The 22,920-nt window shown below is 71.9% G+C and carries 27 protein-coding genes; 13 read left to right on the forward strand and 14 right to left on the reverse strand.

The features are described from left to right. Window positions 1–29 precede the first annotated feature (29 nt). The 4 genes from C3E78_RS01000 to lplB all read left to right on the forward strand — a co-directional run bounded on the left by C3E78_RS01000 (window position 30) and on the right by lplB (window position 3,314). Complete coding sequence (locus C3E78_RS01000) at window positions 30–614, forward strand: TetR/AcrR family transcriptional regulator (protein WP_108576563.1); 585 nt, start codon at window positions 30–32, stop codon at window positions 612–614. An 84-nt stretch (window positions 615–698) separates the two neighbouring features. Next, window positions 699–1,280 (forward strand): hypothetical protein, encoded by a 582-nt coding sequence (locus tag C3E78_RS18100; RefSeq protein WP_135804885.1) that lies wholly within the window; start codon window positions 699–701, stop codon window positions 1,278–1,280. 118 nt (window positions 1,281–1,398) lie between these two features. Continuing rightward, complete coding sequence (locus tag C3E78_RS01010; RefSeq protein ID WP_108576564.1) at window positions 1,399–2,262, forward strand: aldo/keto reductase; 864 nt, start codon at window positions 1,399–1,401, stop codon at window positions 2,260–2,262. Window positions 2,263–2,267: 5 nt separating this feature from the next. After that, window positions 2,268–3,314 carry a lipoate-protein ligase small subunit gene (gene lplB, locus C3E78_RS01015; RefSeq protein WP_108580689.1) on the forward strand — a complete coding sequence of 349 codons (1,047 nt, stop codon included), beginning with the start codon at window positions 2,268–2,270 and terminating at the stop codon, window positions 3,312–3,314. A 13-nt stretch (window positions 3,315–3,327) separates the two neighbouring features. On the opposite strand, the gene C3E78_RS01020 is transcribed toward lplB, so the two are convergent. Genes C3E78_RS01020 through C3E78_RS01030 form a run of 3 tightly spaced genes read right to left on the reverse strand, consistent with a single transcriptional unit; the run spans window position 3,328 to window position 6,030 of the window. Further along, window positions 3,328–3,714 (reverse strand): hypothetical protein, encoded by a 387-nt coding sequence (locus tag C3E78_RS01020; RefSeq protein WP_135804886.1) that lies wholly within the window; start codon window positions 3,712–3,714, stop codon window positions 3,328–3,330. Continuing rightward, window positions 3,711–4,898: a fatty acid desaturase family protein gene (locus tag C3E78_RS01025; protein ID WP_108576566.1), complete on the reverse strand. Its 1,188-nt coding sequence runs from the start codon at window positions 4,896–4,898 to the stop codon at window positions 3,711–3,713. The genes C3E78_RS01020 and C3E78_RS01025 overlap by 4 nt, the downstream gene beginning before the upstream one ends. Before the next feature lie 43 nt (window positions 4,899–4,941). Further along, window positions 4,942–6,030, reverse strand: a complete 1,089-nt coding sequence (locus tag C3E78_RS01030; RefSeq protein WP_108576567.1) for a ferredoxin reductase — start codon at window positions 6,028–6,030, stop codon at window positions 4,942–4,944. Between the two features lie 112 nt (window positions 6,031–6,142). Here C3E78_RS01030 and C3E78_RS01035 point away from each other — a divergent pair, with 112 nt between their 5' ends. The 3 genes from C3E78_RS01035 to C3E78_RS01045 all read left to right on the forward strand — a co-directional run bounded on the left by C3E78_RS01035 (window position 6,143) and on the right by C3E78_RS01045 (window position 8,071). After that, window positions 6,143–7,303 (forward strand): MalY/PatB family protein, encoded by a 1,161-nt coding sequence (locus C3E78_RS01035; protein ID WP_108576568.1) that lies wholly within the window; start codon window positions 6,143–6,145, stop codon window positions 7,301–7,303. A gap of 87 nt (window positions 7,304–7,390) precedes the next feature. Next, the gene (locus tag C3E78_RS01040; RefSeq protein ID WP_108576569.1) at window positions 7,391–7,819 is read left to right on the forward strand and encodes a hypothetical protein; all 429 of its coding nucleotides are present in this window, start codon (window positions 7,391–7,393) and stop codon (window positions 7,817–7,819) included. A 78-nt stretch (window positions 7,820–7,897) separates the two neighbouring features. Further along, window positions 7,898–8,071, forward strand: a complete 174-nt coding sequence (locus C3E78_RS01045) for a CsbD family protein (RefSeq protein ID WP_108576570.1) — start codon at window positions 7,898–7,900, stop codon at window positions 8,069–8,071. 69 nt (window positions 8,072–8,140) lie between these two features. Here C3E78_RS01045 and C3E78_RS01050 read toward each other — a convergent pair whose 3' ends face one another. Beyond that, entirely contained in the window at window positions 8,141–8,869 is a 729-nt protein-coding gene (locus C3E78_RS01050) for an alpha/beta hydrolase family protein (RefSeq protein WP_199906894.1), read from the reverse strand. A gap of 217 nt (window positions 8,870–9,086) precedes the next feature. Here C3E78_RS01050 and C3E78_RS01055 point away from each other — a divergent pair, with 217 nt between their 5' ends. Continuing rightward, window positions 9,087–10,574 carry a potassium/proton antiporter gene (locus C3E78_RS01055; RefSeq protein WP_108576572.1) on the forward strand — a complete coding sequence of 496 codons (1,488 nt, stop codon included), beginning with the start codon at window positions 9,087–9,089 and terminating at the stop codon, window positions 10,572–10,574. An 18-nt stretch (window positions 10,575–10,592) separates the two neighbouring features. Here C3E78_RS01055 and C3E78_RS01060 read toward each other — a convergent pair whose 3' ends face one another. Together C3E78_RS01060 and C3E78_RS01065 are read right to left on the reverse strand one after the other, a co-directional pair. Next, window positions 10,593–11,102 (reverse strand): LytR C-terminal domain-containing protein, encoded by a 510-nt coding sequence (locus tag C3E78_RS01060; protein WP_108576573.1) that lies wholly within the window; start codon window positions 11,100–11,102, stop codon window positions 10,593–10,595. Further along, window positions 11,099–11,401, reverse strand: coding sequence for a type II toxin-antitoxin system VapB family antitoxin (locus tag C3E78_RS01065; RefSeq protein WP_108576574.1), 303 nt, complete (start codon window positions 11,399–11,401; stop codon window positions 11,099–11,101). Before C3E78_RS01065 ends, C3E78_RS01060 begins: the two co-directional genes overlap by 4 nt. 301 nt (window positions 11,402–11,702) lie before the next feature. Between C3E78_RS01065 and C3E78_RS01070 the strand changes: the two genes are divergently transcribed. Then, complete coding sequence (locus C3E78_RS01070) at window positions 11,703–12,509, forward strand: phosphatase PAP2 family protein (protein WP_108576575.1); 807 nt, start codon at window positions 11,703–11,705, stop codon at window positions 12,507–12,509. Window positions 12,510–12,641: 132 nt separating this feature from the next. Here the strand turns inward: C3E78_RS01070 and C3E78_RS01075 are convergent, their stop codons facing one another. The 3 genes from C3E78_RS01075 to C3E78_RS01085 form a co-directional block, all read right to left on the reverse strand. Continuing rightward, window positions 12,642–13,115 (reverse strand): hypothetical protein, encoded by a 474-nt coding sequence (locus C3E78_RS01075; protein ID WP_199906895.1) that lies wholly within the window; start codon window positions 13,113–13,115, stop codon window positions 12,642–12,644. Then, a complete protein-coding gene (locus tag C3E78_RS01080; protein WP_108576576.1) occupies window positions 13,112–14,740 on the reverse strand; it encodes a GMC oxidoreductase in 1,629 nt (542 codons plus the stop codon). The genes C3E78_RS01075 and C3E78_RS01080 overlap by 4 nt, the downstream gene beginning before the upstream one ends. A gap of 61 nt (window positions 14,741–14,801) precedes the next feature. Then, on the reverse strand, window positions 14,802–15,587 hold the full coding sequence (locus C3E78_RS01085) for an endonuclease/exonuclease/phosphatase family protein (RefSeq protein ID WP_159085766.1): 786 nt from the start codon (window positions 15,585–15,587) through the stop codon (window positions 14,802–14,804). 172 nt (window positions 15,588–15,759) lie between these two features. Between C3E78_RS01085 and idi the strand changes: the two genes are divergently transcribed. Beyond that, entirely contained in the window at window positions 15,760–16,341 is a 582-nt protein-coding gene (gene idi, locus C3E78_RS01090; protein ID WP_108576577.1) for an isopentenyl-diphosphate Delta-isomerase, read from the forward strand. A gap of 1 nt (window position 16,342) precedes the next feature. Then, the gene (locus C3E78_RS01095; protein ID WP_108576578.1) at window positions 16,343–17,071 is read left to right on the forward strand and encodes a CDP-alcohol phosphatidyltransferase family protein; all 729 of its coding nucleotides are present in this window, start codon (window positions 16,343–16,345) and stop codon (window positions 17,069–17,071) included. Here C3E78_RS01095 and C3E78_RS01100 read toward each other — a convergent pair. From C3E78_RS01100 to C3E78_RS01120, 5 genes are read right to left on the reverse strand one after another with little or no spacing between them, the layout of a single operon-like run. Beyond that, on the reverse strand, window positions 17,046–18,530 hold the full coding sequence (locus C3E78_RS01100; protein WP_108576579.1) for a phytoene desaturase family protein: 1,485 nt from the start codon (window positions 18,528–18,530) through the stop codon (window positions 17,046–17,048). The genes C3E78_RS01095 and C3E78_RS01100 overlap by 26 nt on opposite strands. Beyond that, on the reverse strand, window positions 18,527–19,654 hold the full coding sequence (locus C3E78_RS01105) for a glycosyltransferase family 2 protein (protein ID WP_108576580.1): 1,128 nt from the start codon (window positions 19,652–19,654) through the stop codon (window positions 18,527–18,529). Before C3E78_RS01105 ends, C3E78_RS01100 begins: the two co-directional genes overlap by 4 nt. Then, window positions 19,651–20,463, reverse strand: a complete 813-nt coding sequence (locus C3E78_RS01110; protein ID WP_199906896.1) for a carotenoid biosynthesis protein — start codon at window positions 20,461–20,463, stop codon at window positions 19,651–19,653. The genes C3E78_RS01105 and C3E78_RS01110 overlap by 4 nt, the downstream gene beginning before the upstream one ends. Continuing rightward, window positions 20,460–21,170: a monooxygenase gene (locus C3E78_RS01115; RefSeq protein WP_108576581.1), complete on the reverse strand. Its 711-nt coding sequence runs from the start codon at window positions 21,168–21,170 to the stop codon at window positions 20,460–20,462. Before C3E78_RS01115 ends, C3E78_RS01110 begins: the two co-directional genes overlap by 4 nt. Next, the gene (locus C3E78_RS01120; RefSeq protein ID WP_199906897.1) at window positions 21,167–22,030 is read right to left on the reverse strand and encodes a YhjD/YihY/BrkB family envelope integrity protein; all 864 of its coding nucleotides are present in this window, start codon (window positions 22,028–22,030) and stop codon (window positions 21,167–21,169) included. The genes C3E78_RS01115 and C3E78_RS01120 overlap by 4 nt, the downstream gene beginning before the upstream one ends. A 143-nt stretch (window positions 22,031–22,173) precedes the next feature. On the opposite strand from C3E78_RS01120, the gene C3E78_RS01125 reads away from it, so the two are divergent. Both C3E78_RS01125 and C3E78_RS18545 read left to right on the forward strand, forming a co-directional pair. Beyond that, the gene (locus tag C3E78_RS01125; RefSeq protein ID WP_108576583.1) at window positions 22,174–22,515 is read left to right on the forward strand and encodes a lycopene cyclase domain-containing protein; all 342 of its coding nucleotides are present in this window, start codon (window positions 22,174–22,176) and stop codon (window positions 22,513–22,515) included. Beyond that, a complete protein-coding gene (locus C3E78_RS18545) occupies window positions 22,512–22,901 on the forward strand; it encodes a lycopene cyclase domain-containing protein (protein ID WP_108576584.1) in 390 nt (129 codons plus the stop codon). The genes C3E78_RS01125 and C3E78_RS18545 overlap by 4 nt, the downstream gene beginning before the upstream one ends. The last annotated feature ends 19 nt before the right edge of the window (window positions 22,902–22,920 follow it).

Here is a 22,920-nt window from a genome sequence, read left to right on the forward strand (position 1 = left end):
CTGTCTGTCTGTCCTGCTAGAATGGTGTGATGACGACGACAGCGGCCCGTCCCTCCGACGCGAGGGACCGCCTTCTCCGCACCGCGGGTGAGCTCTTCTACGCCGAGGGCATCAACACCGTCGGCGTCGATCGGGTGGTGGCCGAGGCCAAGGTCACGAAGGCGACGTTCTACCGGCACTTCCCGAGCAAGGAAGACCTGGTCGTGGCCTATCTGGAGTCGGTCGACGAGCAGTTCCGGCAGTGGTTCGACCAGCTGGCCGTCGAGCACCCCGACCCGGCCGAGCGGCTGCGGGCGTTCTTCGAGGGCATAGCGACGTACCTGTGCGGGCCGGACTTCCGCGGCTGCCACTTCATCAATGCGGGCGCGGAGGACGCTCGGAAGGACTCGCGCCCCCGACGCGCGGTCGCCCGCCACCGCGAGTGGTTCCGCACGACGGTGCGCGAGACGCTGCGCGAAGCAGGAGTCGACCGTGCCGACGCGGTGGGCGATCAGCTGGTCGCGCTGCGGGACGGAGCGATGGTCGAGGGCTACCTGGAGTCCCCGGAGTTCGCGGGCACGGTGTTGATGAAGGGCTTCGACATGACGGTCGGCAACCCTGCGCTCCTGGGCTGAGCAACCGCGTCTCCCGAACGGTGTGAGGTCGGGGGTGCTGGGTACGAGACCTGGAGTCCCTCCCCGAATGAAATCGGAGCTCCCATGATCACCAAGATCCTCAGCACTCCCGTGTCCATCGCCCAGCACCTGGTGACCGGTGCGGTCCACGGCGGCGTGGGCGTCACCACGGCCGTCGCTCGCAAGATCGCACCGTTGCTGCCCGGTCTCGGCGGACACGACAGCGCCGGCTCGTCGGACGCACCGACCCCGGCTCCGTCCAGCTCGGCGCCCACGGCCCCCGCGCCCCCGAAGGTGAGCACCGAGCCGGTCACCCAGCCGCCCGCGCCGAAGCCCACGCGCACGCCCGGTGCCACGACGACGATGGCCGATCCCGCACCGGCGACGATCAACCCGAAGACCCGGTCGACCGCGAAGCGGGCGACGTCCATCAAGCCCGGGGAGGCGACCCCGGCGTCGGTCGCACCGGCCAAGAAGGCCGCAGCCAAGAAGGCGGCAGCGAAGAAGGCTCCCGCCAAGAAGGTGCCGGCCAAGTCCAAGCCCGCCGCCGTGCTGGACGAGCCGGCCGCACCCGTCGAGGACGATGCCGTGGTCTACAGCACGGGTCCGGAGTCGATGACCTCCCCGATCGCCGAGGAGCTGAAGGACGCCGCCAAGGAGTCCTGAGGCCCACGGGACGATCGAGCAGGCGGAGCCGCGCGGGCTCCGCCTGCTCCTCGTCCTACGGCCCGGTCGTCCCGGGGGGTCCCGGAATAACGGTCGGTCGGGTCTCCTTGCAACAGGCATGACCTCACCTCTCTCAGCCGCCCCGTCCGGTACGTTCCAGCTCGGTGGCGACCTGCCCGTCGTACGCCTGGGCTACGGCACGATGCAGCTGCCGGGCAAGGGCGTTTGGGGTGAGCCCACCGACCGCGACGGTGCGATCGCCGTCCTGCGTCGCGCCGTCGAGCTGGGCGTCACGTTCTTCGACACCGCCGACTCGTACGGCCCCGAGGTCGCCGAGGACCTGCTCCGCGAGGCGCTGCACCCGTACGCCGAGGACGTGGTCATCGCGACCAAGGCCGGGCTGACCCGCCAGGGCCCCGACAAATGGCACCCCGTCGGCCGTCCGGCGTACCTGCGCCAGCAGGCCGAGCTGAGCCTGCGCCGGCTGCGCCTGGACACCATCGACCTGTTCCAGCTGCACCGCATCGACTCCGAGGTGCCGCTGGAGGACCAGATCGGCGAGCTCAAGGCGCTGCAGGACGAGGGCAAGATCCGGCACATCGGCCTCAGCGAGGTCGACGTCGACCAGCTCAAGCAGGCCCAGGAGATCGCGACGATCGTCTCGGTGCAGAACCTGTTCAACCTCTCGAACCGCTCCGCCGAGGCGCTGCTGGACTACTCCGAGGAGCAGGGCATCGCCTTCATCCCGTGGTTCCCGCTCGCGACCGGCGGCCTCGTCAAGGACGGCGGCCCGCTCGAGGAGATCGCGAAGGAGCAGGGCGCGACCCCCTCGCAGCTCGCCCTCGCGTGGCTGCTCCGGCGTTCGCCCGTCATGCTGCCGATCCCGGGGACGTCGAGCATCGACCACCTCGAGGACAACGTCGGCGCGGCGGCCATCGAGCTGACCGACGAGCAGTTCGACGCCCTCTCGAACGCTGTGTGACCCTCATGCACGGCGAGTACAAGGTCTCCGGCGGCAAGCTGGTCGTGGTCGACCTGGAGGTCGACGACGGAGTCATCCGCGACGTCGTCCTGAGCGGTGACTTCTTCCTGGAGCCCGACGAGGCGCTGGGCCGGATGTCTGACGCCCTCGAAGGGCTCTCGGCGGAGGCGAGCCTCGGCGCGCTCGTCGCGGCGATCGACCAGGCGCGCGGCGACGCGGTCATGGTCGGCTTCGACCCGCCGGCGGTCGCGCACGCCGTGCTGCGCGCTCTCGGGCGCAGCACGGCGTGGCACGACCACCACTTCGAGCTCCTGCACGCGGGTCCCCAGCACCCGCCGGCGCAGATGGCGATCGACGAGATCGTGGCCCGGCAGGTCGGCGAGGGGCTGCGTCCACCCACGCTGCGCGTGTGGGAGTGGGCGTCCAACGCTGTCATCATCGGCTCGTTCCAGTCGCTCTCGAACGAGGTCGACCTCGAGGCGGCCGAGCGCCACGGGGCCACCGTGGTGCGGCGGATCTCCGGCGGCGGGGCGATGTTCGTCGAGCCCGGCAACACCATCACGTACTCGCTGTACGTGCCGGCGACGCTGGTCGAGGGCCTGTCGTTCGCCGAGTCGTACGCCTTCCTGGACGCGTGGGTCATCCGTGCCCTGCGCGAGCTCGGCGTCGATGCCACGTACGTCCCCCTCAACGACATCGCCTCGCCGCAGGGCAAGATCGGCGGCGCGGCCCAGAAGCGGCTCGCGAGCGGTGTCGTGCTGCACCACGTGACGATGTCGTACGACATGGACGCGGCCAAGATGCTCGATATCCTCCGCATCGGCCGCGAGAAGCTCAGCGACAAGGGCACCGTGAGCGCCGCCAAGCGCGTCGACCCGATCCGGAGCCAGACCGGGCTCAGCCGCGAGGACGTCGTCGAGGCGATGCTCGAGCACTTCCGCCAGAGCTACGGCCTGACCGAGGTCGAGATCGACGCCGCGACGCTCGAGGAGGCCGCGGCGCTCGCCGAGAGCAAGTACCTCGATCCCGCCTGGACCGCCCGCGTCCCCTGACGGGGAGGGCGGCTCAGCGGGGAGGGGAGGCGGTGTCGATGACCGAGTTGGGGTGGAAGAGGACGGGATCGCCTCGGCGGGTGGGACGGACGAGGTCGAAGCCGCCCGTCGTGACCACGAGCCACCGCCGGGGAGCCTCCGCCTGACCCAGGGCCGTGCGGGCCGCGATCGCGTCGTGGGCGCAGCTGACATGGGTCGGCGGGAACGTGAACAGGCCGTCCAGTGCCTCGTCCTCCGGCCCGAGGAACGCGATGGGCCGCGTCAGCACCTCACCGCAGACGCCGCAGATGCGGCTGAGGGCGCACCGGATGGCGCGACTCTTCACGACGCCGTCGTGGACCCGGCCGTCGTCGTCCCGGCACGCGAACGGCACCGCCGCGGCGTCACTCACCGCGGTCACGCCGACGCCGCGGCCGACCACTTGCCGAGCTCGGAGCGCCGGGTCGGGCGCTCGGAGTCGTCGAGGCGGCGACGCTTGCGCGGGGCCACCGGTGCCGGGTTGTCGGTCGTACGCCGGTTCGGCAGCGACAGCTTCATGATCGTGCGCAGCGTCTGGCCGTACTGCTTGTGCAGCGGTCCGGTCGTGTACGGGATGTCGTACCGCCGGCAGATGTCCTTGACCTTGACCGCGATGTCCGCGTACCGGTTGCTCGGCAGGTCGGGGAAGAGGTGGTGCTCGATCTGGTAGCCGAGCTGGCCGCTCATGAGGTGCAGGAGCTTGCCGCCCTCGAAGTTCGCCGACCCCAGCATCTGGCGCAGGTACCACTCGGCGCGCGTCTCGTCCTCGAGCTCCTCCTCGGAGAAGTGCACCGCCCCGTCGGGGAAGTGGCCGCAGAAGATGATCATGTACGACCACACGTTGCGCATGATGTTGGCGGTGAAGTTGGCCGACAATGTGTGGAAGAACGACGGACCGCTCAGCGCGGGGTACATGACGTAGTCCTTGAACGCCTGCTTGCCGACCTTGTCGCCGATCTGCTTGAGCTGCTTCTTCAGCAGCTTGGGATCCTTCTTGCCCTTGCGGATCGCCTCGATGTCGAGGTCGTGCAGCGCGACGCCCCACTCGAAGAACAGCGCCAGCAGCGCGTTGTAGACCGGCTGCCCGAGGTTGTACGGCGTCCACTTCTGGTCGCGCGACATCCGCAGGATGCCGTAGCCGATGTCGTTGTCGTGGCCGAGGACGTTGGTGAACTGGTGGTGGATGTAGTTGTGCGAGTGCTTCCACTGCTCGGCCGGCTGGGTCGTGTCCCACTCCCAGTTGCTGGAGTGGATCTCCGGGTCGTTCATCCAGTCCCACTGGCCGTGCATCGTGTTGTGGCCGATCTCCATGTTCTCGAGGATCTTGGCCGAGCCGAGCATCACGGTGCCGAGCAGCCACGCGGGCGGGAACATGCTGGCGAACAGCGTGATGCGTCCGGCGGCGGCGAGGCGGCGCTGCAGGGTGATGACGCGGGTGACGTGGTCACGGTCGGCCTGGCCGCGCTCGGCCTCGACCTGCGCGCGGATCTCGTCGAGCTCGCGGCCGATGGCCTCGACCTCCTCGTCGGTCAAATGGGTGTACTCACGGACATCGGCGAATGCCATGGCTGGCTCCTTCGCTAGTGGGTGGAGTTCGGGACGGGTGCTTCTAGAGAGCGAGCGTGCAGTCGCCGACGGCGACCGAGATGCAGGTCTGGATGTACTCGTTGGGCTCGCCGTGCTCGTCGCCGCTGCGCAGGTCGCGCACCCGGCCGGCGGCCAGCGGCACGTCGCAGGTGTGGCAGATGCCCATGCGGCAGCCGAACAGCATGTTGACGCCGGCCTCCTCGCCGGCCTCGAGCAACGTCGTGGCGCCGTCGACCTCGACCGTGGGACCGCCGTCGCCGAACGTCACGCTGCCGCCGGCGCCCTCGGTGCCTGCGGTGGCGAGGGTGAAGCGCTCGACGTGCAGGTGATCCTCGCGACCCAGGCGCTGGAAGTGGTCGGTGAACGCGTCGAGCATCGGCGCGGGACCGCACGCCCAGGTCTCGCGGTCCATCCAGTCGTGGCAGACGTCGTCGAGCTGCTCGGGGGCGAGGATGCCGTCCACGTCGGTGAAGCGCTCGTGGAACGTGAAGCCCTCGTGCCGCCCGGACAGCTCCCGCAGCTCCTGCAGGAACATCATGTCCTCCTCGAAGCGTGCCGAGTAGATCAGCACGACGTCGTCGAGGGTCCCGCGCCGGTCCAGGGTGCGCAGGATGGACATGACGGGCGTGATGCCGCTGCCGCCGACGAGGAAGAGCATCCTGTCCGGCGGCGGGTCCGGCACGACGAAGTCACCCTGTGGGGAGGCCAGTCGCACGATGGTCCCCGGCTCGAGGCCGTTGACGAGGTGGTCGGACAAGAATCCCTCCGGCATCGCCTTCACGGTGATGCTGACGGTCTTGCCCTCGACCAGGGGAGCGGAGGAGAGCGAGTACGACCGCCAGTGGAAGCGGCCGTCGATCTCGACGCCGATGCCGATGTACTGGCCCGGCGAGTGGTCGAAGCGCCAGCCCCAACCGGGCCGGATGACGAGGGTCGCGGCGTTCTCCGTCTCCGGCACGACCTTCTCCACCCGGCCGCGCAGCTCGCGCTGGGACCACAGCGGATTGACCAGGGCGAGGTAGTCGTCGGGGGACAGCGGCGTGGTCAGGGCCTTGCCGGCCTGCCGGATCCGTCGCAGCACTGACGTCCGCTCGATGGGCGCTGAGGTCATGGGCTCCTCAATTCGGTGCACAAGTGTTCACTGGGTGCTTGTAACTCAGAGTGACACCTGAAACCGCAGGGCGCAACAGGACGAGGGTCACCTTTTCCTCGATGATGGGCACATGTCCTCGACGCACCCCCTCCGCGAGCTCTCCCTGACCGATCTACGCCGTCGCACCAGCATCAAGTGGCGCGAGCACCCCGACGACGTGCTGCCGCTCTGGGTCGCGGAGATGGACGTCCGGATCGCCGCACCCGTCGCCGACGCGTTGACCGCGGCGATCGCGGACAGCGACACGGGCTACCCGCACGGCAACGCGTACGCCGAGGCGTTCGCGGACTTCGCGGCCCGCCGCTGGAGCTGGGAGGGCCTCGACTCGACCCACACGGCCTACGCCGCCGACGTCATGACGGGCCTGGTCGAGGCCATCCGCCTCGTCTCGGCGCCCGGGGACCCGGTCGTGGTCAACCCGCCCGTGTACCCGCCGTTCTTCGGGTACGTCGAGCACGCCGAGCGTGAGCGCGTGGACGCACCGCTCGGCGAGGACGGCCGGCTCGACCTGGACGCGCTCGAGGCCGCGTTCATCCGCGCCGGGGCGCAGGGCCGGTCCGTCACGTACCTGCTGTGCAATCCGCACAACCCGACCGCGGTCGTGCACACCGCGGACGAGTTGGCCGCGGTGGCCGCGCTGGCGTCGACGTACGACGTGCGGGTCGTGGTCGACGAGATCCACGGACCGCTCGTCCCGGAAGGATTCGTCCCCTACCTGAGCGTCGACGGCACGGAGGACGCTTTCGTGGTGACCTCCGCCTCGAAGGCATGGAACCTCGCGGGGCTGAAGGCCGCGGTGATGATCGCGGGCGAGCGCTCGGCCGCGGACCTGGCCCGCATCCCTGAGGTGGTGTCGCACGGGCCGAGCCACCTCGGCATGCTCGCGCACACGGTCGCCCTGCGCGAAGGCGTCCCGTGGCTCGACGCCCTCCAGTCGGACCTCGCCGAGAACCGGGCGCTGCTGGCCCGCCTGCTGGACAAGCACCTCCCGGCCGCGACCTGGTCGGCCAACCCGGGAACGTACCTCGCCTGGCTGGACTGCCGTGAGCTCGGCCTGGGGGACGACCCGGCCGCCGCGTTCCTCGAGCAGGGACGGGTCGCGCTCAACCCGGGACCGACCTTCGGTCCCGGTGGCGCAGGGCACGTGCGGCTGAACTACGCGACCTCCCCGGAGATCCTCACCGAGGCGATCGAGCGGATGGCCCGCGTGGTCACGGAGGCCATCTTCTGAGTCGCGGCGGGCCGGATGTACGCGGCCAAGGCGGCCCGGCAGCGCGCATGAGGTGCCGGTCGCGCCGCCCGGACGTACGGTGCGTGGATGAGCGATGGACCTGACGATGCACACATCCGTCCCGACGGCGTCGACGACGCCACCGTCGAGGCGCTCGGGAAGCTGAGCGAGGCCCTCGAGGCCGTCGAGGAGGCGCGCGGGCACCTCTACGCGTTCCACCGCCGGTGCGGGACCGCCGACCTCATGCTCGGGGACGCGGTCGACCTGCTGCGCTCGGCCGGCCACGACGAGATCGCCGACCGCGTCGAGGCCGACCTGGTGGGGCGCAACATCATCGAGGGGCGGTGGTCGTTCCAGGTCGTCGAGGACTACGACGACAACTACTACGCCGCGTTCCGCGACCACGAGCGGAAGGCCCGCGAGGAGCTGGCCGACGGCAAGCGGCACCTGTTCGAGGCCGAGATGAAGGAGGACCGCCGCACGGCGGGCCGCCGGCACCACGAGGCACTGCCCTGAGGGATCTTCTCGCAAATTGGTGCGATTCAGTCCCGCAAGGGCGGGTACATCGCAGGTAGTCGACGAAAGGAGTCCCTCATGGGTCTCGGAGACAAGGTCAGCAACGCAGGCGACGACGCCAAGGGCAAGGCGAAGGAAGCCGTGGGCGGAGCCACCGACGACAAGGAACTTGAGCGTCAGGGCAAGGGAGATCAGGCCAAGGCCGATCTCAAGAATGCCGGCGAAAAGGTGAAGGACGCCTTCAAGCACTGAGCTCATCCCGGATCACGGGCGCATCGACCACACGCTGGTCGGTGCGTCCGTTCCGTTGGTGGCGGTGGTTCAGAGCTGCTCGAGGAGCTCCAGGGTGCGAGCCCAGGCAGCAGATGCCGGATCGATGACCACGAAGTGGTCGCCCTCGACCTCGACGACGGCCGCGTCCCCGCCTGCCGCGGTGGCCCGCTCGACGTACTCGACGGACTGGCTCAGCGGGACGACGTCGTCGGACCTGCCATGGACGCATCGCACCGGCACGTCGACGGGGACGACCCGCGTGGGGTCCGCCAGCGCGTACCGCTCGTCGACCGTCCCGCCCATCATCTGCTGCACGGCGCCGGACCCCAGGTCGGCGTGGATCGCCGCCGCGAGGTCGAGCACGCCGGCCTGGGAGACCGCAGCGGTCACCGGCACGACGGGATCGGCCCAGTCCGAGCCCGCGAGCTTCGACCGCCCGGCCGCCCACACCGCGAGGTGGCCGCCCGCGGAGTGACCGAGGGTGATGACCTTGGCCGTGTCCAGGCCGTCGACGCCGGCCAGCGCGTCGAGCGCCGCCGCGACGTCGTCGAACGTGGTCGGCCAGCCCCCGCCGCTGCCGACACGCCGGTACTCCACGTTGTACGCCGCCCAACCCTCCGCGACCAGGGACGCGGCAAGAGGGCGTCCGAGCGCGAGGTCGTACTGCGCCTTCCAGAACCCGCCGTGGATCACGACGACGACTCCCTTGGCCGCTCCGGACGGTCTGGAGAGCTCCGCGTGCTGCTGCGGATCCGGGCCGTACGAGATCTTCTCCACGCGTCTTCCTCTGTCAGGTTGTCTCCTCTCGTCGGGCGACGAGCAGGCGGCGAGCACGGAGCCGCCCAGGAGGGCGAGCATGCTCCGGCGGTCCACGGTGCCATCCCAGCCGACGCTCCGTGCTCCCGCCACCTGAACCGGCCATGGTGCGCGGTCAGGGCGGTCGTCGATCACCGGTAGAATCGGAGTCCGTCGAGTCCATGGGAGGAGCACTTTCGTGGACGTGCATGACCTCGACAGCTACCTGCTGGTCGGGGCCGGTGTCCTGATTCTCGCCGTCCTCGCGGTTCGACTGTCGGTCATGGTCGGCCTGCCGTCCCTGCTGGTCTACCTCGCGCTCGGTCTGCTGCTGGGCAGCTCGGGCCTCGGCATCGAGTTCGCCGACGCGGACCTCGCCCACGCCCTGGGATTCGGCGGTCTCGTGCTGATCCTCGCCGAGGGCGGTCTGACGACGAAGTGGGAGCACGTCCGGCCCAATCTCGGGTACGGCCTGCTGCTCGCGACCCTGGGCTCGGCGATCAGCGTCATCGTGGTCGCCGCCGGCGCGCACACCCTGCTCGACCTGGACTGGGAGCTCGCGGTCCTCCTCGCTGCTGTGCTGACCCCGACCGACGCCGCCGCCGTCTTCTCGGTGCTGCGCACGGTGCCGCTGAAGTCGTCCGTCAATGGCACGCTCGAGGCCGAGTCGGGCCTCAACGACGCCCCGATCGTGGTGCTGGTCGTCGCGATCAGCGCCGGCGAGGTGGCGGACAAGGGCATCGGCTATCTCATCGGGTTGGTGGTCTTCGAGCTCGTCGTGGGCGCCATCATCGGCATCGCGATCGGCTGGTTCGGCGCGTGGCTCCTGCGCCGGGTGGCCCTGCCGGCGTCCGGCCTCTACCCACTCGTGGTCATCGCCTTCACCGTGCTGGCGTACGGCTCCGCGGCGGCGATCCACGCGAGCGGGTTCGCCGCGGTCTACATCGCCGCGCTGATCCTCGGCAACGCCGAGCTGCCCCACCGCATGGCCACCCGCTCGTTCATCGAGGGCATCGGCTGGCTGGCGCAGATCGGCCTGTTCGTCATGCTGGGCCTGCTCGCCAGCCCCGACGAGCTCCAGTGGTGGCACGTCTGGCACGGGCTGCTCATCGGCGCGATCCTGACGTTCATCGCCCGGCCCCTGACGGTGATGGCGTGCGCCGTGTGGTTCGGCCGCAGCGCCCGCGAGCAGCTGTTCGTGGGGTGGGCCGGGCTGCGCGGCGCGGTGCCCATCGTCCTGGCGACGATCCCGCTCTCGGCAGGGGTCGCGGGTGCGCGCGACCTGTTCAACACTGTGTTCGTCGCGGTCGTCATCTACACGCTCCTGCAGGCGGCGCCGTTGGCGAGGCTGGCGGCCGCGTGCGGTGTGCTGACCGACGCCGCCCGCGACGTCGAGGTCGAGGCCGCACCTCTGGAGCGGGTGTCGGCCGATCTGCTGCAGATCAGGGTGCCGAAGGGATCCAGGCTCGCCGGCGTCGAGATCGGTGAGCTCCGGCTGCCGGTGGGCGCCTCGGTCACGCTGGTCGTCCGCGACGACAAGACGTTCGTCCCGCACCGCACCGACCGCATCGCGGTCCGTGACGACCTGCTCATCGTCGCCGAGCGCTCGGTCCGCGAGCAGACCGAGGACCGGCTGCGGGACGTCGGGCGCAACGGCCGGCTCGCCGGCTGGGGCCGCGACGCCTGACGGGCCGGGTCGCCCGGGTCAGGGCAGCGGCACGATGGGGATGCACACCGCGACGTCGCGGTTGGTCTTGATCGACGTGCGCGCGTTGTCCTTCAGGCCGGAGAACTTGTTGCCGATCACGACCGTCACGCCGCTCGGCACGTCGATGTCCGGTGTGGCGTAGCTGACCTTGTCGCGGAACTGGGACGCCACGAGCCGGACGCGCGGGTCCTTCCTGTCCGCGGTCAGGATCGCCACCCGTCGAGGCTTCGTCTTGCTCGTGCTGTTGCCGATCCTGCCGCCGAGGAAGCCGTTGGCCTGCAGGTTGATCGTCACGCGGTTCGCGAGGCCCGAGCGCACCGAGGCGTTGAAGACGTTCACCCGGACGACGTTGCTGTTGAGCGCTGCCCCCTTCTTGACGACCGAGGACCGGCAGGTCGACTCGGTCGCCCCCGATGCCTCGGTGCCCGAGATGAGGAGGCGGACGCCGACGATCGTGCCGGCGAGGAAGACGATGGCCGCGGCCATCATCGTGAGGGTCTTGGTCATACGTTCTTGCCGATCGAGTGGACGCGGGCGTGGAGCATGTTGCGCTGTTGGAGCGCGGCGCGCAGGGCGCGGTGGAGGCCGTCCTCCAGGTAGAGCTCGCCCCGCCAGCTCACGACGTGCGCGAACAGGTCGCCGAAGTAGGTCGAGTCGTCGTCCAGCAGGTGCTCGAGGTCGAGCTGGGTCTTCGTGGTGGTCAGGTCGTCCAGGCGCACCTGGGAGGGGGAGATCTCGGCCCACGCGTTCTGTGAGAGCCCGTGGTCCGGGTACGGGCGTCCGTCGCCCACCCTCCTGAAGATCATCCCGCCAGTGTAGACAGAGCAAAGCCCCATCGACGGTAGCCTGCGCTGATCACGGCACCCGGGACCGAGATCCCGCGCGACCAGCCGCTCCGGAACGCCTGGGAACTCGTGAAGAACCTGCTCCGGAAACGTCGCTGGCTGGCTTTATCGTCAGATCTTGACGAGAATATGGGTGGCCCTGAGGAACAGATCAGGGATTCCACTGGTTGTCCCTCATGTCGGGGTGCAACAGGATCGACAACAGAAGGCGCGCCTGGGCGCCTTCCTGGGTTCAGAGCCCGGACGGACCGCAGGAGGCGCGATGACGCAGTCATCAGCACGAACCATGCCGGTGGAGACCGGCAGTCGTTCGTCAGGCCTCCTCCGCGCCGCCAGCCGCGCAGGCTTCGAGGTCGCGCTGATCGGCGTCCTCTACGTCGGCTACGTCATCACGCGCACGTTCGCCTCGACCGCCTTCGCGCCGGCCCGTGGCCGTGCCCTCGACATCCTGACGTTCGAGAAGTCGTGGCGCATCGACATCGAGTCGTGGCTCAACGACCTGTTCTTCAAGCACGAGTGGATCGGCATCGCCAGCAGCTACTGGTACGCCACGACCCACTACTTCGTCACGCTGGCCGTGCTGATCTGGCTCTATCGCCGCAACAAGTCGCAGTACGTGACGGCCCGTCGGGCGATCGTGCTGGCGTCCCTGATGGGGCTGACCTGCTACCTGCTGATGCCGACCGCCCCGCCGCGCCTCGTGGGCGGTGGCTACCACGACATCCTGAGCATGAACTCGGGTATCGGCTGGTGGAGCCAGAACGGCTCGGCGCCCAAGGGCATGGGCGACATCACCAACGAGCTCGCGGCGTTCCCGTCCCTGCACGCCGGGTGGGCGCTGTGGGTCGCGATCGTGCTGATCCGCGCCGGCCTGCCCCGCATCATCCAGGGTCTCGGCGTGGCGTACGCGGCGATGATGACCGTGGTGATCATCGGCACCGGCAACCACTGGCTCGTCGACGCGGTGGTCGGCTGGGCCGTCGTCGTGGTGGCGTTCGGCGTGATGATCGCCTTCGACCGCGACACCGGGCATGCGCACGAGCCCCAACCGGACTCAGTGCGGTCCTGACGCCGCCGCCCGATCGCGGGGGCGCGGTGGATGCGCCACCGTATGGGCCCGAATTCCGCCTCATACGGTGGCAGAAGCACCGCGCCGGGGTGAAACGGTCGAGGGCGTCCACAACCGCTGGTGAGCCGGCCGTCAGCGGCCGACCGAGCGACTGAGGACGAACGGCGTGCCCGGCGCCCGCCGCAGGCCGGCCAGGTCGACGAACGTCATGCCCAGCAGCGTGTGGTCGTCCCACGGCCGGAACTCGTCACGCACCCAGCGCCACGGACGGGGCGCGTCCCGCGGGTAGGTGACCAGGAGCGCCGGCCGGCCGTCCGCGAGGGAGGGGCCGAGGGCCGCGGTCATGGGGAGCGTCTCGGTCAGGCCGCCCCCGGAGCGCAGCAGGTTCACCCCGTCGAGCCTGGCCGGGTCGATGCCGGAGGCGATGAACCGCTTGCCGAACCAGCGCGGGAGCCCGACGATGGCCAGGCCGCGGGGAGCGATCGTGCGCAGCGGGGCACCGACGTACGACGCCTCGAAGGTGCCGGTCAGGTCCGTCAGCCGCGGATCGGCCAGCGAGCCCCAGCCGCGGCGGAGGTCACGGAGCGACTCGTCGTGGATGGTCATGACGCGCTCCCCGCCGCCGTGGCGTCGACCGGCACCCGCCGCGTCCGCCCCGCGGGAGCCGCGGGGAACCCGGCCGCGAACCGCTCCGCCATGGCGGTGATCGTCAGTGAGGGGTTGACGCCGAGGTTGGCCGGGATCGTGCTGGCGTCCGCGACGTAGAGCCCCGGGTGGCCGAACACCTCGTGCCGGACGTCCACCACGCCCTCGGCGGCGTCCGAGCCCATGACCGCACCGCCCAGGATGTGCGCGGTCACGGACAGGCCGCCCAGGGTCTCGCCGAGGAGGTTGAAGGGCGTGCCGCCGGACGCCTCCGCGTACGCGCGGGTGACCTCGTTGGCGACCGGCAGGAAGCTGGGGGCCTCGCGGCCGGTGACGGACCGGGACCGCAGGACCCGGCGCCACGGGCGGAACGGCGAGCGGCGCAGCTCGAACGACAGCTCGTTGTCGAGCCGCTGCATGACCGTGAGCACCGTGAGGCGCTGCTCGAACCGCCGGGCGCCCATCGCGCGCAGCTGCCGCAGCGGGTGCGCCAGGATCGCGCCGACGGTGCGCAGCGCGCGTCGCCCCGGTCGGTGCCCGTCCACGATGGGGCCGATCTGGAAGCGCATGTGCCACCCGCCGACGTACCGGTTCTGCGTGACGTGCGTGTCCGCGTCCGGGTGGAAGTCGGTCGTGATCGTGGGTCCGTGGGACAGGTCCTGCCCCGGCGGCTGCTGCACGGCGGTCAGGGCCTCGCTGTTGGTGCGCACGTGCCGGCCGAGCTGGCGCGAGACGTGGGGCAGGGTGCCGAGCTCGTCGCGGCAGCGGAACAGCAGGTCCAGGCTGCCCAGCACGCCGCCGGCCAGCACGACACGCTGTGCGCGGATGGGCTCGCGGACCACGTCGCGCCGCCACGGGTGGCCGACCGTGAGCTCGTAGCCGCCGGGCAGCGGCGTGATCGCGGTGACCTCGTGCTCGGCGCGGATCTGCGCACCGTAGCGCTCGGCGAGGTGCAGGTAGTTGCGGGTCAGCTGGTTCTTCGCGCCGTACGGGCAGCCCAGGAGACACTCGCCGCAGAGCCGGCAGCCGGTGCGTTCGGGGCCCTCTCCGCCGAAGAACGGGTCCGGCTCGGTCACCCCCTCGGTGCCGAAGTGGATCGCGAGCGGCACCGGCCCGAACGTGTGCTCGGCGCCCACGGCGCGGGCCGCGGTGCGCAGGTGCTCGTCCATCGGGCCGAGGTGGGCGTTCGTCACCCGGCCCAGCATGCGGGCGGCGCGCGCGTAGTGCGGAGCCAGCTCGCTGCGCCAGTCATCGGCGAGGTGGGCCCACGCGGGGTCGCGGTAGAACGCGTCCCCGGGCTCGAGCAGCACGCCGGCCCAGACGATCGAGCCGCCGCCGACGCCGTTGGCGCCGATGATGCCGACGTCCTTGAAGATGCGCTGCCAGAAGAAGCCACGCAGGCCCGCGCCGGGCTGCCAGAGGTACGCGCGAGGGTCCTTGCGGGCGCGCAGCAGGTCGGCGTCGCTGAGTCTTTGACCTCGTTCGAGGACGACGACCCGGTGGCCGGCCTCGGTGAGTCGCAGCGCTGCCACCGCGCCGCCGAAGCCGCTGCCCACCACGACCACGTCGGCGTCAAAGTCAGTCATGACGCTGACAGTAGTGGTGTCACGGTGGCGTCCGCCGGGAACCTGACGCTCGCCCTCGCCGTCACCCGCGGAACGGCATCACGTCGACGACGAGCCCGAGGTGGTCACCCGCGCCCACCTCGACGACGTCCGCCCGGCCCGCGGGGCGCACCGGCCCGTCGGCGAGGACGTGGTCGAGCTGGGCGCGCGGGCCGGACGCCGGGAACGTGCGCCCCTTGACCATCGGCCGCCACCTGGTCAGCCGCGCGGGCCAGGAGCCGACCAGGTTGAGGTCGCCGAGCAGGACGAGGGGACGTGGCAGGTCCTGCGCCCAGTGCCGGATCTGCCGCAGCTGCCGGGCCGCGCGCGGCGGCGCGAACGACAGGTGGGTGCTCACGACGGTCAGGGGGCCGCGAGGTCCGTCGAGCACGGCCGCCAGGGCGACGCGCTGCTCGTCCGGCATGAACCAGACGCGAGGACGCGTGCCGGGCGGCAGCGCGATCGGCAGTCGTCCCCGGGCCGCCGCCATCCGCAGCTCGTGGGTCGCGAGGACCGGCAGGTGGGTCAGCAGCCCGACGCCGTACGAGGGCTCGGCCCCGAGCGTCGCCGGAGCCGGGCGCGACCCGGCGCCGGGCCCGGGCGATCCGTGCACGGCGGCGGCGAACAACGCGGACCAGGCAGGTTGTCCCGGCGCTCGGCAGGCCGCCGCCAGCTCGGCGGCCTGGTCGGCCCGCCCGGAGCGGTCGAGCAGCCGGTCGACCTCCTGCACGGCCACGACGTCGGGCGCCAGCTGGGCGAGGTCGTGCCCGGTGCGGGCGAGCGAGACCGTCCCGTCGCCCGTGCGTCCTGACGCGATGTTGAGCGACACGAGACGCACGGTGGAGTCCGCACCGGCATCACTCAGGGAGGCGGGGGGCATCGGACCGGCGGGCTTCCCTTCTGGGACGTCGTGCTGCTCGTGCCCCCTGTACCCGCGTGCGGGGTTCTGAGACGCCGTTTCCGACGGGCAGGACGACCGGTGCGTCGGTACGGTTGACCGCATGGGAACGGTCGAGAACGTCGTGCTGCTGGACGAGTCGGGGCACGGCATCGGCGTGGCCCCGAAGACCGGCGTCCACCACGGGACGACACCGCTGCACCTGGCGTTCTCCTGCTACGTGTTCGACGCCGACGACCAGCTGCTGGTGACCCGCCGCGCGCTGGACAAGACGACGTTCCCGGGCGTCTGGACCAACAGCGCGTGCGGGCACCCCGCGCCCGAGGAGTCGATGCGCGCCGCCGTGCGACGACGCGTCCAGCAGGAGCTGGGGCTCTCGGTCGAGCAGGTCCGACTGGTCCTGCCGGAGTTCCGCTACACCGCGCACATGAACGGCATCCGCGAGAACGAGATGTGCCCCGTGTTCACCGCCCGGGCCGCCGGTCGGATGACGCTGGATCCCGCCGAGGTCGGCGACGCCGTGTGGGAGCCGTGGACAAAGTTCTCGCAGGACGTCCTGTCCGGGCGGCGCGAGGTGTCGTCCTGGTGCCGGATGCAGGTCGAGGGCCTTGACGCGCTGGGCCCGCTCCCCGGCGAGTGGCCCGCCGCCGACCCGTCTCGTCTCCCTCCCGCCGTCACGGTCTGACATGCCGGTCGACCCGGATCCCGACCCGGCCGGACGGCTCGCCCGGGACCGTTGGTCGGCCGCGCACGGGGGCGTCGACCCGGACGCCTCGCGGTGGATCAGCGGCTGGCTCGCACTCGTGCACCGTCTTGCCCGCCCGCTGGCCGCGCGGCGCGTCCCGCCGAGCCTCATCACGGCGGCCGGGCTGATCGCCTCCGCCCTCGTGCCACTGGTCGCCGGAGCCCCGGGGGCGTGGCCGATCGCTGCGGCCGTCCTGGCCGTCGCCGCCGGCCTGCTGGACGGGATGGACGGGGCGGTGGCGCGCATGAACGGCACCGACACCGCCTGGGGTGCCGTGCTGGACGAGCTCGTCGACCGGATCTCGGACCTGCTCCTGCTGTCCGCCCTGTGGGTGCTCGGGGCGCCGGCGTGGGCGTGCCTCGCGGCAGGTGCCCTGACCCTGCTGCTGGAGTCGCTGCGCTCGTCCGCGCGGGGCGGCGGGATGGTCGGGGTCGGTGTGATCACCGTCTGGGAGAGGCCGTCGCGGATCATCGTCGTGATGACCGTCGGCGTGCTGTGCGGTCTCGTGCGGATCGTCCAGGACGCCGTCGACCTCCCGGACGGTGCCGTCGAGGTGCTGGCGGGCGTGGGCGCGGTCGTCGCCGCCGTGCTGGCGGCGTGGTCGACCGTTCACCTGGCGCTGGTGGTGCGGCGCAGCCTCGGGGTCAGGAAGGCCCCACGAGACCGCTGACGATCTCGGCCGAGAGCATCACCAGCGGCAGCCCGCCGCCGGGATGGGCCGATCCGCCGACCAGGAACAGCCCGGGGACCGGCGACCGGTTGGCCGGTCGCAGGAACGCCGACCGGGGTCCGTTCGACGAGGAGCCGTAGATGGCACCGCCCCCGGTCAGGGTGGCCCGGCCCAGGTCCGCCGGGGTGCGCACCTCGCGCCAGCGAAGGTGCGGCCGGACGTCGAAGCCGCGCCGGGCCATCGTGTCGAGCACGTGCTCGGCGTACTCGTCGGCGAGCCCGGGCTCGTCCCAGTCGACCCCGCCCCGTGGGTCGTGGGGTGCGGCGTTGACCAGCACGAACAGTCCCTCGGCACCGTCCGGTGCCATCGCCGGATCGCCCGGCGACGAGACGTAGACCGTGGGGGCCTCGACCGGGCGGCGCCGGCCGCGAGGGCCGAGCACACCGTCGAACTCGGCGTCGTAGTCGTCGGTGAACAGTACCTGGTGGTGGCGGTGCTCGTACAGCAGCGCGTCCGTCGCCAGCAGCAGGACGAACCCGGACAGCGAGCGGCTGCGGTCGAGGCGGGCCGCGGTCCGCCACGCGCGGGGATCGGGGGGAACCAGCCGGCCGTACAGCTGGGCCGCGTCGACCCCGGCCACCACCACGTCCGCGGCCAGCAGCTCGCCGTCCGCGAGCCGTACGCCGCAGGCCCGGCCCGCAGCGGTCACCACCTCGACGACCTCCGTGGACAGCCGCACGGTGGCGCCCCGCTCGACGGCACGGTCGCGGACGGTCTCGGCGATCCGGTGCAGCCCGCCGGGCACGTGCCAGGACCCGTGCGCCTGCTCCACGTACGGGACGGTCGCCAGCGCGGCGGGCGCGCGTCGCGGGTCCGAACCGGTGTAGGTCGCGTAGCGGTCGAGCAGCTGGCGCAGGCGAGGGTCGTGCAGGTACGACGCGCCGAGCCCGCGCAGCGTCTGCCACGGGGCGACGTCGCGGACGTCGGTGAGCCGGCGGGACAGCCGGGCCATGTCGCGGAGCGTGATCGGCGACTCCAGGAACGGCTCGTGCGTCGCGTCCCAGATGCGCTCCGCCCGGTCCAGGAACGTCGACCACTGGGCGCCGCGACCGGGGCCGAGGGCGGTGTCGAGCGCCGGACCGATCGCGCCGGCGTCGCCGGGCATGTCGAGCACGGTGCCGTCGGGGAAGCGGTAGCGGCACGCGGTCTCGAGCGGCTGCAGCGGCAGCACCGACGCGAGGGGATCGCCGGTCGCGGCGAACAGGTCCTCCAGCACGTACGGCATCGTCAGCAGCGAGGGTCCGGTGTCGAACGTGAAACCGTCGCGCCGGAACGTGCCGAGCTTGCCGCCGATCGCGTCGGACTGCTCCACGACGGTCACGTCGTGCCCGGCCGCGGCGAGGCGCGCCGCGGCCGCGAGACCACCGAGGCCGGCACCGACGACGACGACGCGGCTCATCCGGCGTCCCCGCCGACCGGGCGGCCCTTCCACCGCAGCTCGCCGCGGGCCCGGCGGCGGAACGAGTCGACCAGCAGCCCGTCGAGGAGCAGGACCGAGAACGGATGGAGCCACACGTCCGGGACGAGCCGGCCGCGGGTGCGCCGGGCCACGAGCGCCCGGCCGGCGACCGCCGCGAGGTAGCCCAGCAGGCCGGTGCGCGACCCCCGGAGGGCGGCCGCGGGTGGCACGACGTACGCCAGCCCCAGCACGCCCGAGACGGCGGTCGCGCCGGCAGGCGAGCCGAAGGCCGACCAGAGCGACTTGGCGTAGCCGTCACGCAGCCCGGGCCAGCCGTCGTACATGCGGCACGTCGCGACGGCGCTGCCGTCGGCCACGACGCCCCGTCCGCCGGATCCCTTGACCGCGCGCAGGAGCGCGATGTCCTCCAGCACCTCGTGGCGCACGGCGGCGTGCCCGCCCGCGCGGCGGTACGCGGCGGCGTCGACGCACAGCAGCTGTCCGTTGGCGGCCCCGAGAGACGGTCGGGACGAGCGCTCGGCGAGGCGCAGGGGCAGGGTGCTCATCCACGACCACTGCAGCAACGGCTGGACCAGGCGCTCGGACCAGGTCAGGGCGAGCTGGCGCGGGTAGGGGCAGACCAGGTCGAGGTCTGCCGCGCGCAGGAGGCCGACGGTCGCGGACAGGCACGACGCGGCCACGGTGACGTCGGCGTCCACGAACAGCAGGACGCCGGCTGTCGGTGGTGCCGCCTCCGCCAGCTGCTGGCAGGCCCACGGCTTGCCGAGCCAGCCGACGGGCAGGGGAGCGCCGGCAAGGAGAGTGACGCGCGGATCGGTGGCGGCGACGGACCGCACCAGGTCCGCGGTGCCGTCGGTCGAGCCGTCGTCGAGCACGAGGACGTCGACCGTCCCGGCGCACCGGTCGGCTGAGCGCAGGATGCTGCGCAGGCAGGCGAGGACGGCCGCCTCCTCGTCCCGCACGGGCAGCAGGACGGCCACGTGCTCCTCGGCCGGCGGGCCGTCGGTGTCGGGCACACGCAGCGTCCGCAGGTTGCGCACCACCAGCCCGAGCGACGCGAGGGACAGGACTGTCCCGGCGCGCACGACGGGTCCGGACCTCACGAGCCGCCCTCGCGCCGGTGACGGCGCACCAGCTGGACGGCGAGCGGGATCGCGACGGTCCCCATGAGCAGACCGCCGACCAGCGCCACCGGCGGCCGGCCGAAGAACAGCGCGTGGGCGAGCACGGACGACGCGTACGTCCACAGGAACACGGTCAGCGGCAGCAGGTCACCGTCCGTGGCAGCACGCGGTGTGCGGGCGACAACCCGGTCCAGAACGGTGCACATGACCACGGCGACGACGAGCCAGCCGGCGAAGTTCGTCAGCGGGATGTCCTCCACGCCCGGCAGGGACGGGGTGGGGTGGTCCCAGCGCCAGTGCCCGGCGTCCACCATCTGCGGGTCGAGGAAGACGTCCCACGTGGTCAGGGCCCATCCGGCGAGCACCGGGACGAGGGGACGGTACGACCCGGCGAGCCGCCGTGCCGCCAGCAGGGCGGGGTACGCCATCATCAGCCACGCCAGCGGGACCACGGCCGGCACGCCCAGCACCTCGGGACCGAGGGTGCCCGTGTAGTCGTACGAGCCGAACGGGATCCCGGTGTGCACGCCGACGGCCTCCGCGACCAGCCCGCCACCGCCGGCGACGAGCAGCAGCCCGAGCGCCGACGTGGGACCGCGGGTGGCCGTCACGTGGACCAGTGCGGCGGCAGACAGCAGCACGACGCTCAGGATCGTCAGCCGGTTGCTGCCGCCGTCGGTGAACGGGAAGACCATCTGCGTGAGGATCGCGGCCGCGCCGAGCGCCCACGCGAGCAGCACGACCGGCGGCGTGCCCGTGCGGTGGACCACGGGGAGGGACGGGGTCACGGTGCCGTCCCCCGGTAGGTGCCCTCGACCTCGCGGAGCGCGAACCGGGCGAAGAGCTCCTCGGCGTACCAACCGGCCGACGCGGTGCGGCGGACCACCTCGCGGTGCGGCGCGCGACGATAGGCGAAGTCCACCAGGGCGTCGGAGGACTCCCAGAGGCTGAACGTCCCCTGCAGGCCGATGGGTGCCTCGCCGATGCCGAGCGACATCCGCAGGCCCGGAGACCCCTGCAGGTCGCTCGAGACCGGCGGGACGGCCCGCCAGAACGTGGCCGCGCGGCGCACGCGCAGGCGGGCCCGCGTGATCGCGGCGACCGGGCCGGCGTGCCGCTCGGCCGGCTCGACGGTGGAGGGCTCGGCGGTGAAGGGCTCGGCGGTGAAGGGCTCGGCCCCCGACCACGAGCCGCGCGACGACAGCGGGGACATCACGACCCGCAGGCGCTCGTGCGCGAGGGAGTCCCAGGCCCCGACGAGGCGTCCGGAGTCGAACGCGCGGGCGGATGCGTCGTCGTCCCACACGGTCAGCGTGGCCCAGTGGTGCGGGTCGGCGTCGCGCAGCGTGAACGTCTCGCCCGAGCCGGTCCCCAGCAGCTTGGCGAAGCGCAGGCCCGGCGTGCTGCGCAGGCCGACCCGGTCGCGGCCCATGCGCCAGAGCGCCGAGGGCACCGATCGGGTGCCCCACACGTGCAGCACCGCGACCTCGCTCACCGCTTGCCCTCCCGCGCGGCGCGCAGCCGGTCGTCCAGCTCGACGGTGAGGACCCAGCCCACGAGGAGGACCAGGTGCAGCAGGAACAGCCAGAACCCGACAGCGACGACCCCGCCGACGACGTCGAGCCCGCCGAACGGGACGCCCAGGTCGATCGGGATCGACAGGAACAGCAGGAAGCCCTGCAGGAAGCCGGCCAGGAACGCGGCGGTGGCGAGCGCGCCGATCCCCGCCGACGTCCAGCGCAGGTGGCCGGGCGCGACCTGGCGGAACACCCAGGTCAGCGGTGCGGTGAGCGCGAGCCAGGTGATCGTGAACTCGACGACGATCAGCAGCAGGCGTGCGCCCAGGCCCTCGCGCCCGGCCAGGTCGAGCGGTCCCGAGGAGAGGCGGATGACCGCGATCGACAGCGGGGCGACCAGCACCAGGAGCGGCAGCATCCAGAGCCGGGCCTGCCAGCCGGTCAACCTGTCGTGCGCGGGCAGCAGGGACAGGCAGCCCCGGCGGATGCCCTCGCCGTAGAAGCTGGCCGGGAGCACCGTGACGAGCGCACCGCCCACCCCCAGGCCGGTGCCGGCCGTCACGAGCGTCGCGAACGGGCCCCGGGCGCCCATGTCCGGTGGCACCAGGGACCGCAGGTCGAGCAGGCGTCGCTCGGCCTCGGACGTGTCGGTGAACCAGGTCGTCGACCAGCACGCGAGCAGCAGCCAGGGCACGATAGCGATGCTGGCGAAGTAGGTGAGCTGGGCGGCCGAGACCGACACGTCGCGGCGCGCGATCGTGCGTCCGGCAGATCGCAGGGTCTCGAGGGCCTCGGTCGCGATCCCGGACGTCCCACCAGCCCGCTCCGCCGCCGTCACCTGTCCATCTTCCCGCACGCCGACCGCGCACGCATGCCGTCGACGCCCCCGGCCCGCGCCCAGTGCGTCCGCACTCGGCTCGCGGCAGGCTCCCATCGCCGGGACACTGGAAGCCCCACGAGCCAACCGCAGGAGGTCTGCCGATGGAGTCCTGGACGTACGCCGGGATGCTGCTGTTCGTCCTGGCCGCGACGCTCCCGCTGGAGCTCGTCCTGCGCACGCGCGTGTACGCCCGGCCCCGCCGGCTCGCCCTCGTCCTGCTCTGCGTCGCGCCGCCGTTCATCCTCTGGGACGTGCTCGCGACCCGGGCGGGTCATTGGTCGTTCGACCTGTCCCAGACCTTGGGCGTCACGATCGGCGACCTGCCGCTCGAGGAGCTGGCGTTCTTCTTCGTGGTCCCGGTCGCGTCGGTGCTGACCCTCGAGGCCGTGCGGTCGGTGCGTGGCTGGACCGTGGGCGACGAGCCGGAGGCGGACGGCCGGTGACGCACACCGAGGTGTCCCTGCTCGCGGTGCTCGCGACGATCGTGCTGGACCTGTGGGTCCTGCGCACCCGCTTGCTGACCAGGCGGGTCTTCTGGGTGTCGTACGCGATCGTGCTGTTCTTCCAGCTGCTGACCAACGAGTGGCTGACCTCGCGCGGGGTGTTCCGGTACGACCCGGATGCGATCCTCGGGTGGCGCGTGGGTCATGCACCGGTCGAGGACTTCCTGTTCGGCTTCGCCCTGGTCACGTGGTCGATGTGCTGGTGGACGTGGTGGGGCCGTCGGGGGGTGCAGGCCGGGCCGTTCGGCGAGCGCGGGCTGCTGCGACGAGGCGCGGGGCGGCGATCCGCAGACGCCGACGACGCGGCACCGTCACGCGCTGATTGAGCACGTCGTGCCCGGCCTT

The organism is Aeromicrobium chenweiae (assembly GCF_003065605.1).
GTDB classification, from domain to species: Bacteria; Actinomycetota; Actinomycetes; order Propionibacteriales; family Nocardioidaceae; genus Aeromicrobium; species Aeromicrobium chenweiae.

Excerpts from the sequence above, each read along its gene's own strand:
- C3E78_RS01000 (WP_108576563.1), top strand. The coding sequence starts at position 30 with ATGACGACGACAGCGGCCCGTCCCTCCGACGCGAGGGACCGCCTTCTC.
- C3E78_RS18100 (WP_135804885.1), top strand. The coding sequence starts at position 699 with ATGATCACCAAGATCCTCAGCACTCCCGTGTCCATCGCCCAGCACCTG.
- C3E78_RS01010 (WP_108576564.1), top strand. The coding sequence starts at position 1,399 with ATGACCTCACCTCTCTCAGCCGCCCCGTCCGGTACGTTCCAGCTCGGT.
- lplB (WP_108580689.1), top strand. The coding sequence starts at position 2,268 with ATGCACGGCGAGTACAAGGTCTCCGGCGGCAAGCTGGTCGTGGTCGAC.
- C3E78_RS01025 (WP_108576566.1), bottom strand. The coding sequence starts at position 4,898 with ATGGCATTCGCCGATGTCCGTGAGTACACCCATTTGACCGACGAGGAG.
- C3E78_RS01030 (WP_108576567.1), bottom strand. The coding sequence starts at position 6,030 with ATGACCTCAGCGCCCATCGAGCGGACGTCAGTGCTGCGACGGATCCGG.
- C3E78_RS01035 (WP_108576568.1), top strand. The coding sequence starts at position 6,143 with ATGTCCTCGACGCACCCCCTCCGCGAGCTCTCCCTGACCGATCTACGC.
- C3E78_RS01040 (WP_108576569.1), top strand. The coding sequence starts at position 7,391 with ATGAGCGATGGACCTGACGATGCACACATCCGTCCCGACGGCGTCGAC.
- C3E78_RS01045 (WP_108576570.1), top strand. The coding sequence starts at position 7,898 with ATGGGTCTCGGAGACAAGGTCAGCAACGCAGGCGACGACGCCAAGGGC.
- C3E78_RS01060 (WP_108576573.1), bottom strand. The coding sequence starts at position 11,102 with ATGACCAAGACCCTCACGATGATGGCCGCGGCCATCGTCTTCCTCGCC.
- C3E78_RS01065 (WP_108576574.1), bottom strand. The coding sequence starts at position 11,401 with ATGATCTTCAGGAGGGTGGGCGACGGACGCCCGTACCCGGACCACGGG.
- C3E78_RS01070 (WP_108576575.1), top strand. The coding sequence starts at position 11,703 with ATGACGCAGTCATCAGCACGAACCATGCCGGTGGAGACCGGCAGTCGT.
- C3E78_RS01075 (WP_199906895.1), bottom strand. The coding sequence starts at position 13,115 with ATGACCATCCACGACGAGTCGCTCCGTGACCTCCGCCGCGGCTGGGGC.
- C3E78_RS01080 (WP_108576576.1), bottom strand. The coding sequence starts at position 14,740 with ATGACTGACTTTGACGCCGACGTGGTCGTGGTGGGCAGCGGCTTCGGC.
- idi (WP_108576577.1), top strand. The coding sequence starts at position 15,760 with ATGGGAACGGTCGAGAACGTCGTGCTGCTGGACGAGTCGGGGCACGGC.
- C3E78_RS01095 (WP_108576578.1), top strand. The coding sequence starts at position 16,343 with ATGCCGGTCGACCCGGATCCCGACCCGGCCGGACGGCTCGCCCGGGAC.
- C3E78_RS01100 (WP_108576579.1), bottom strand. The coding sequence starts at position 18,530 with ATGAGCCGCGTCGTCGTCGTCGGTGCCGGCCTCGGTGGTCTCGCGGCC.
- C3E78_RS01125 (WP_108576583.1), top strand. The coding sequence starts at position 22,174 with ATGGAGTCCTGGACGTACGCCGGGATGCTGCTGTTCGTCCTGGCCGCG.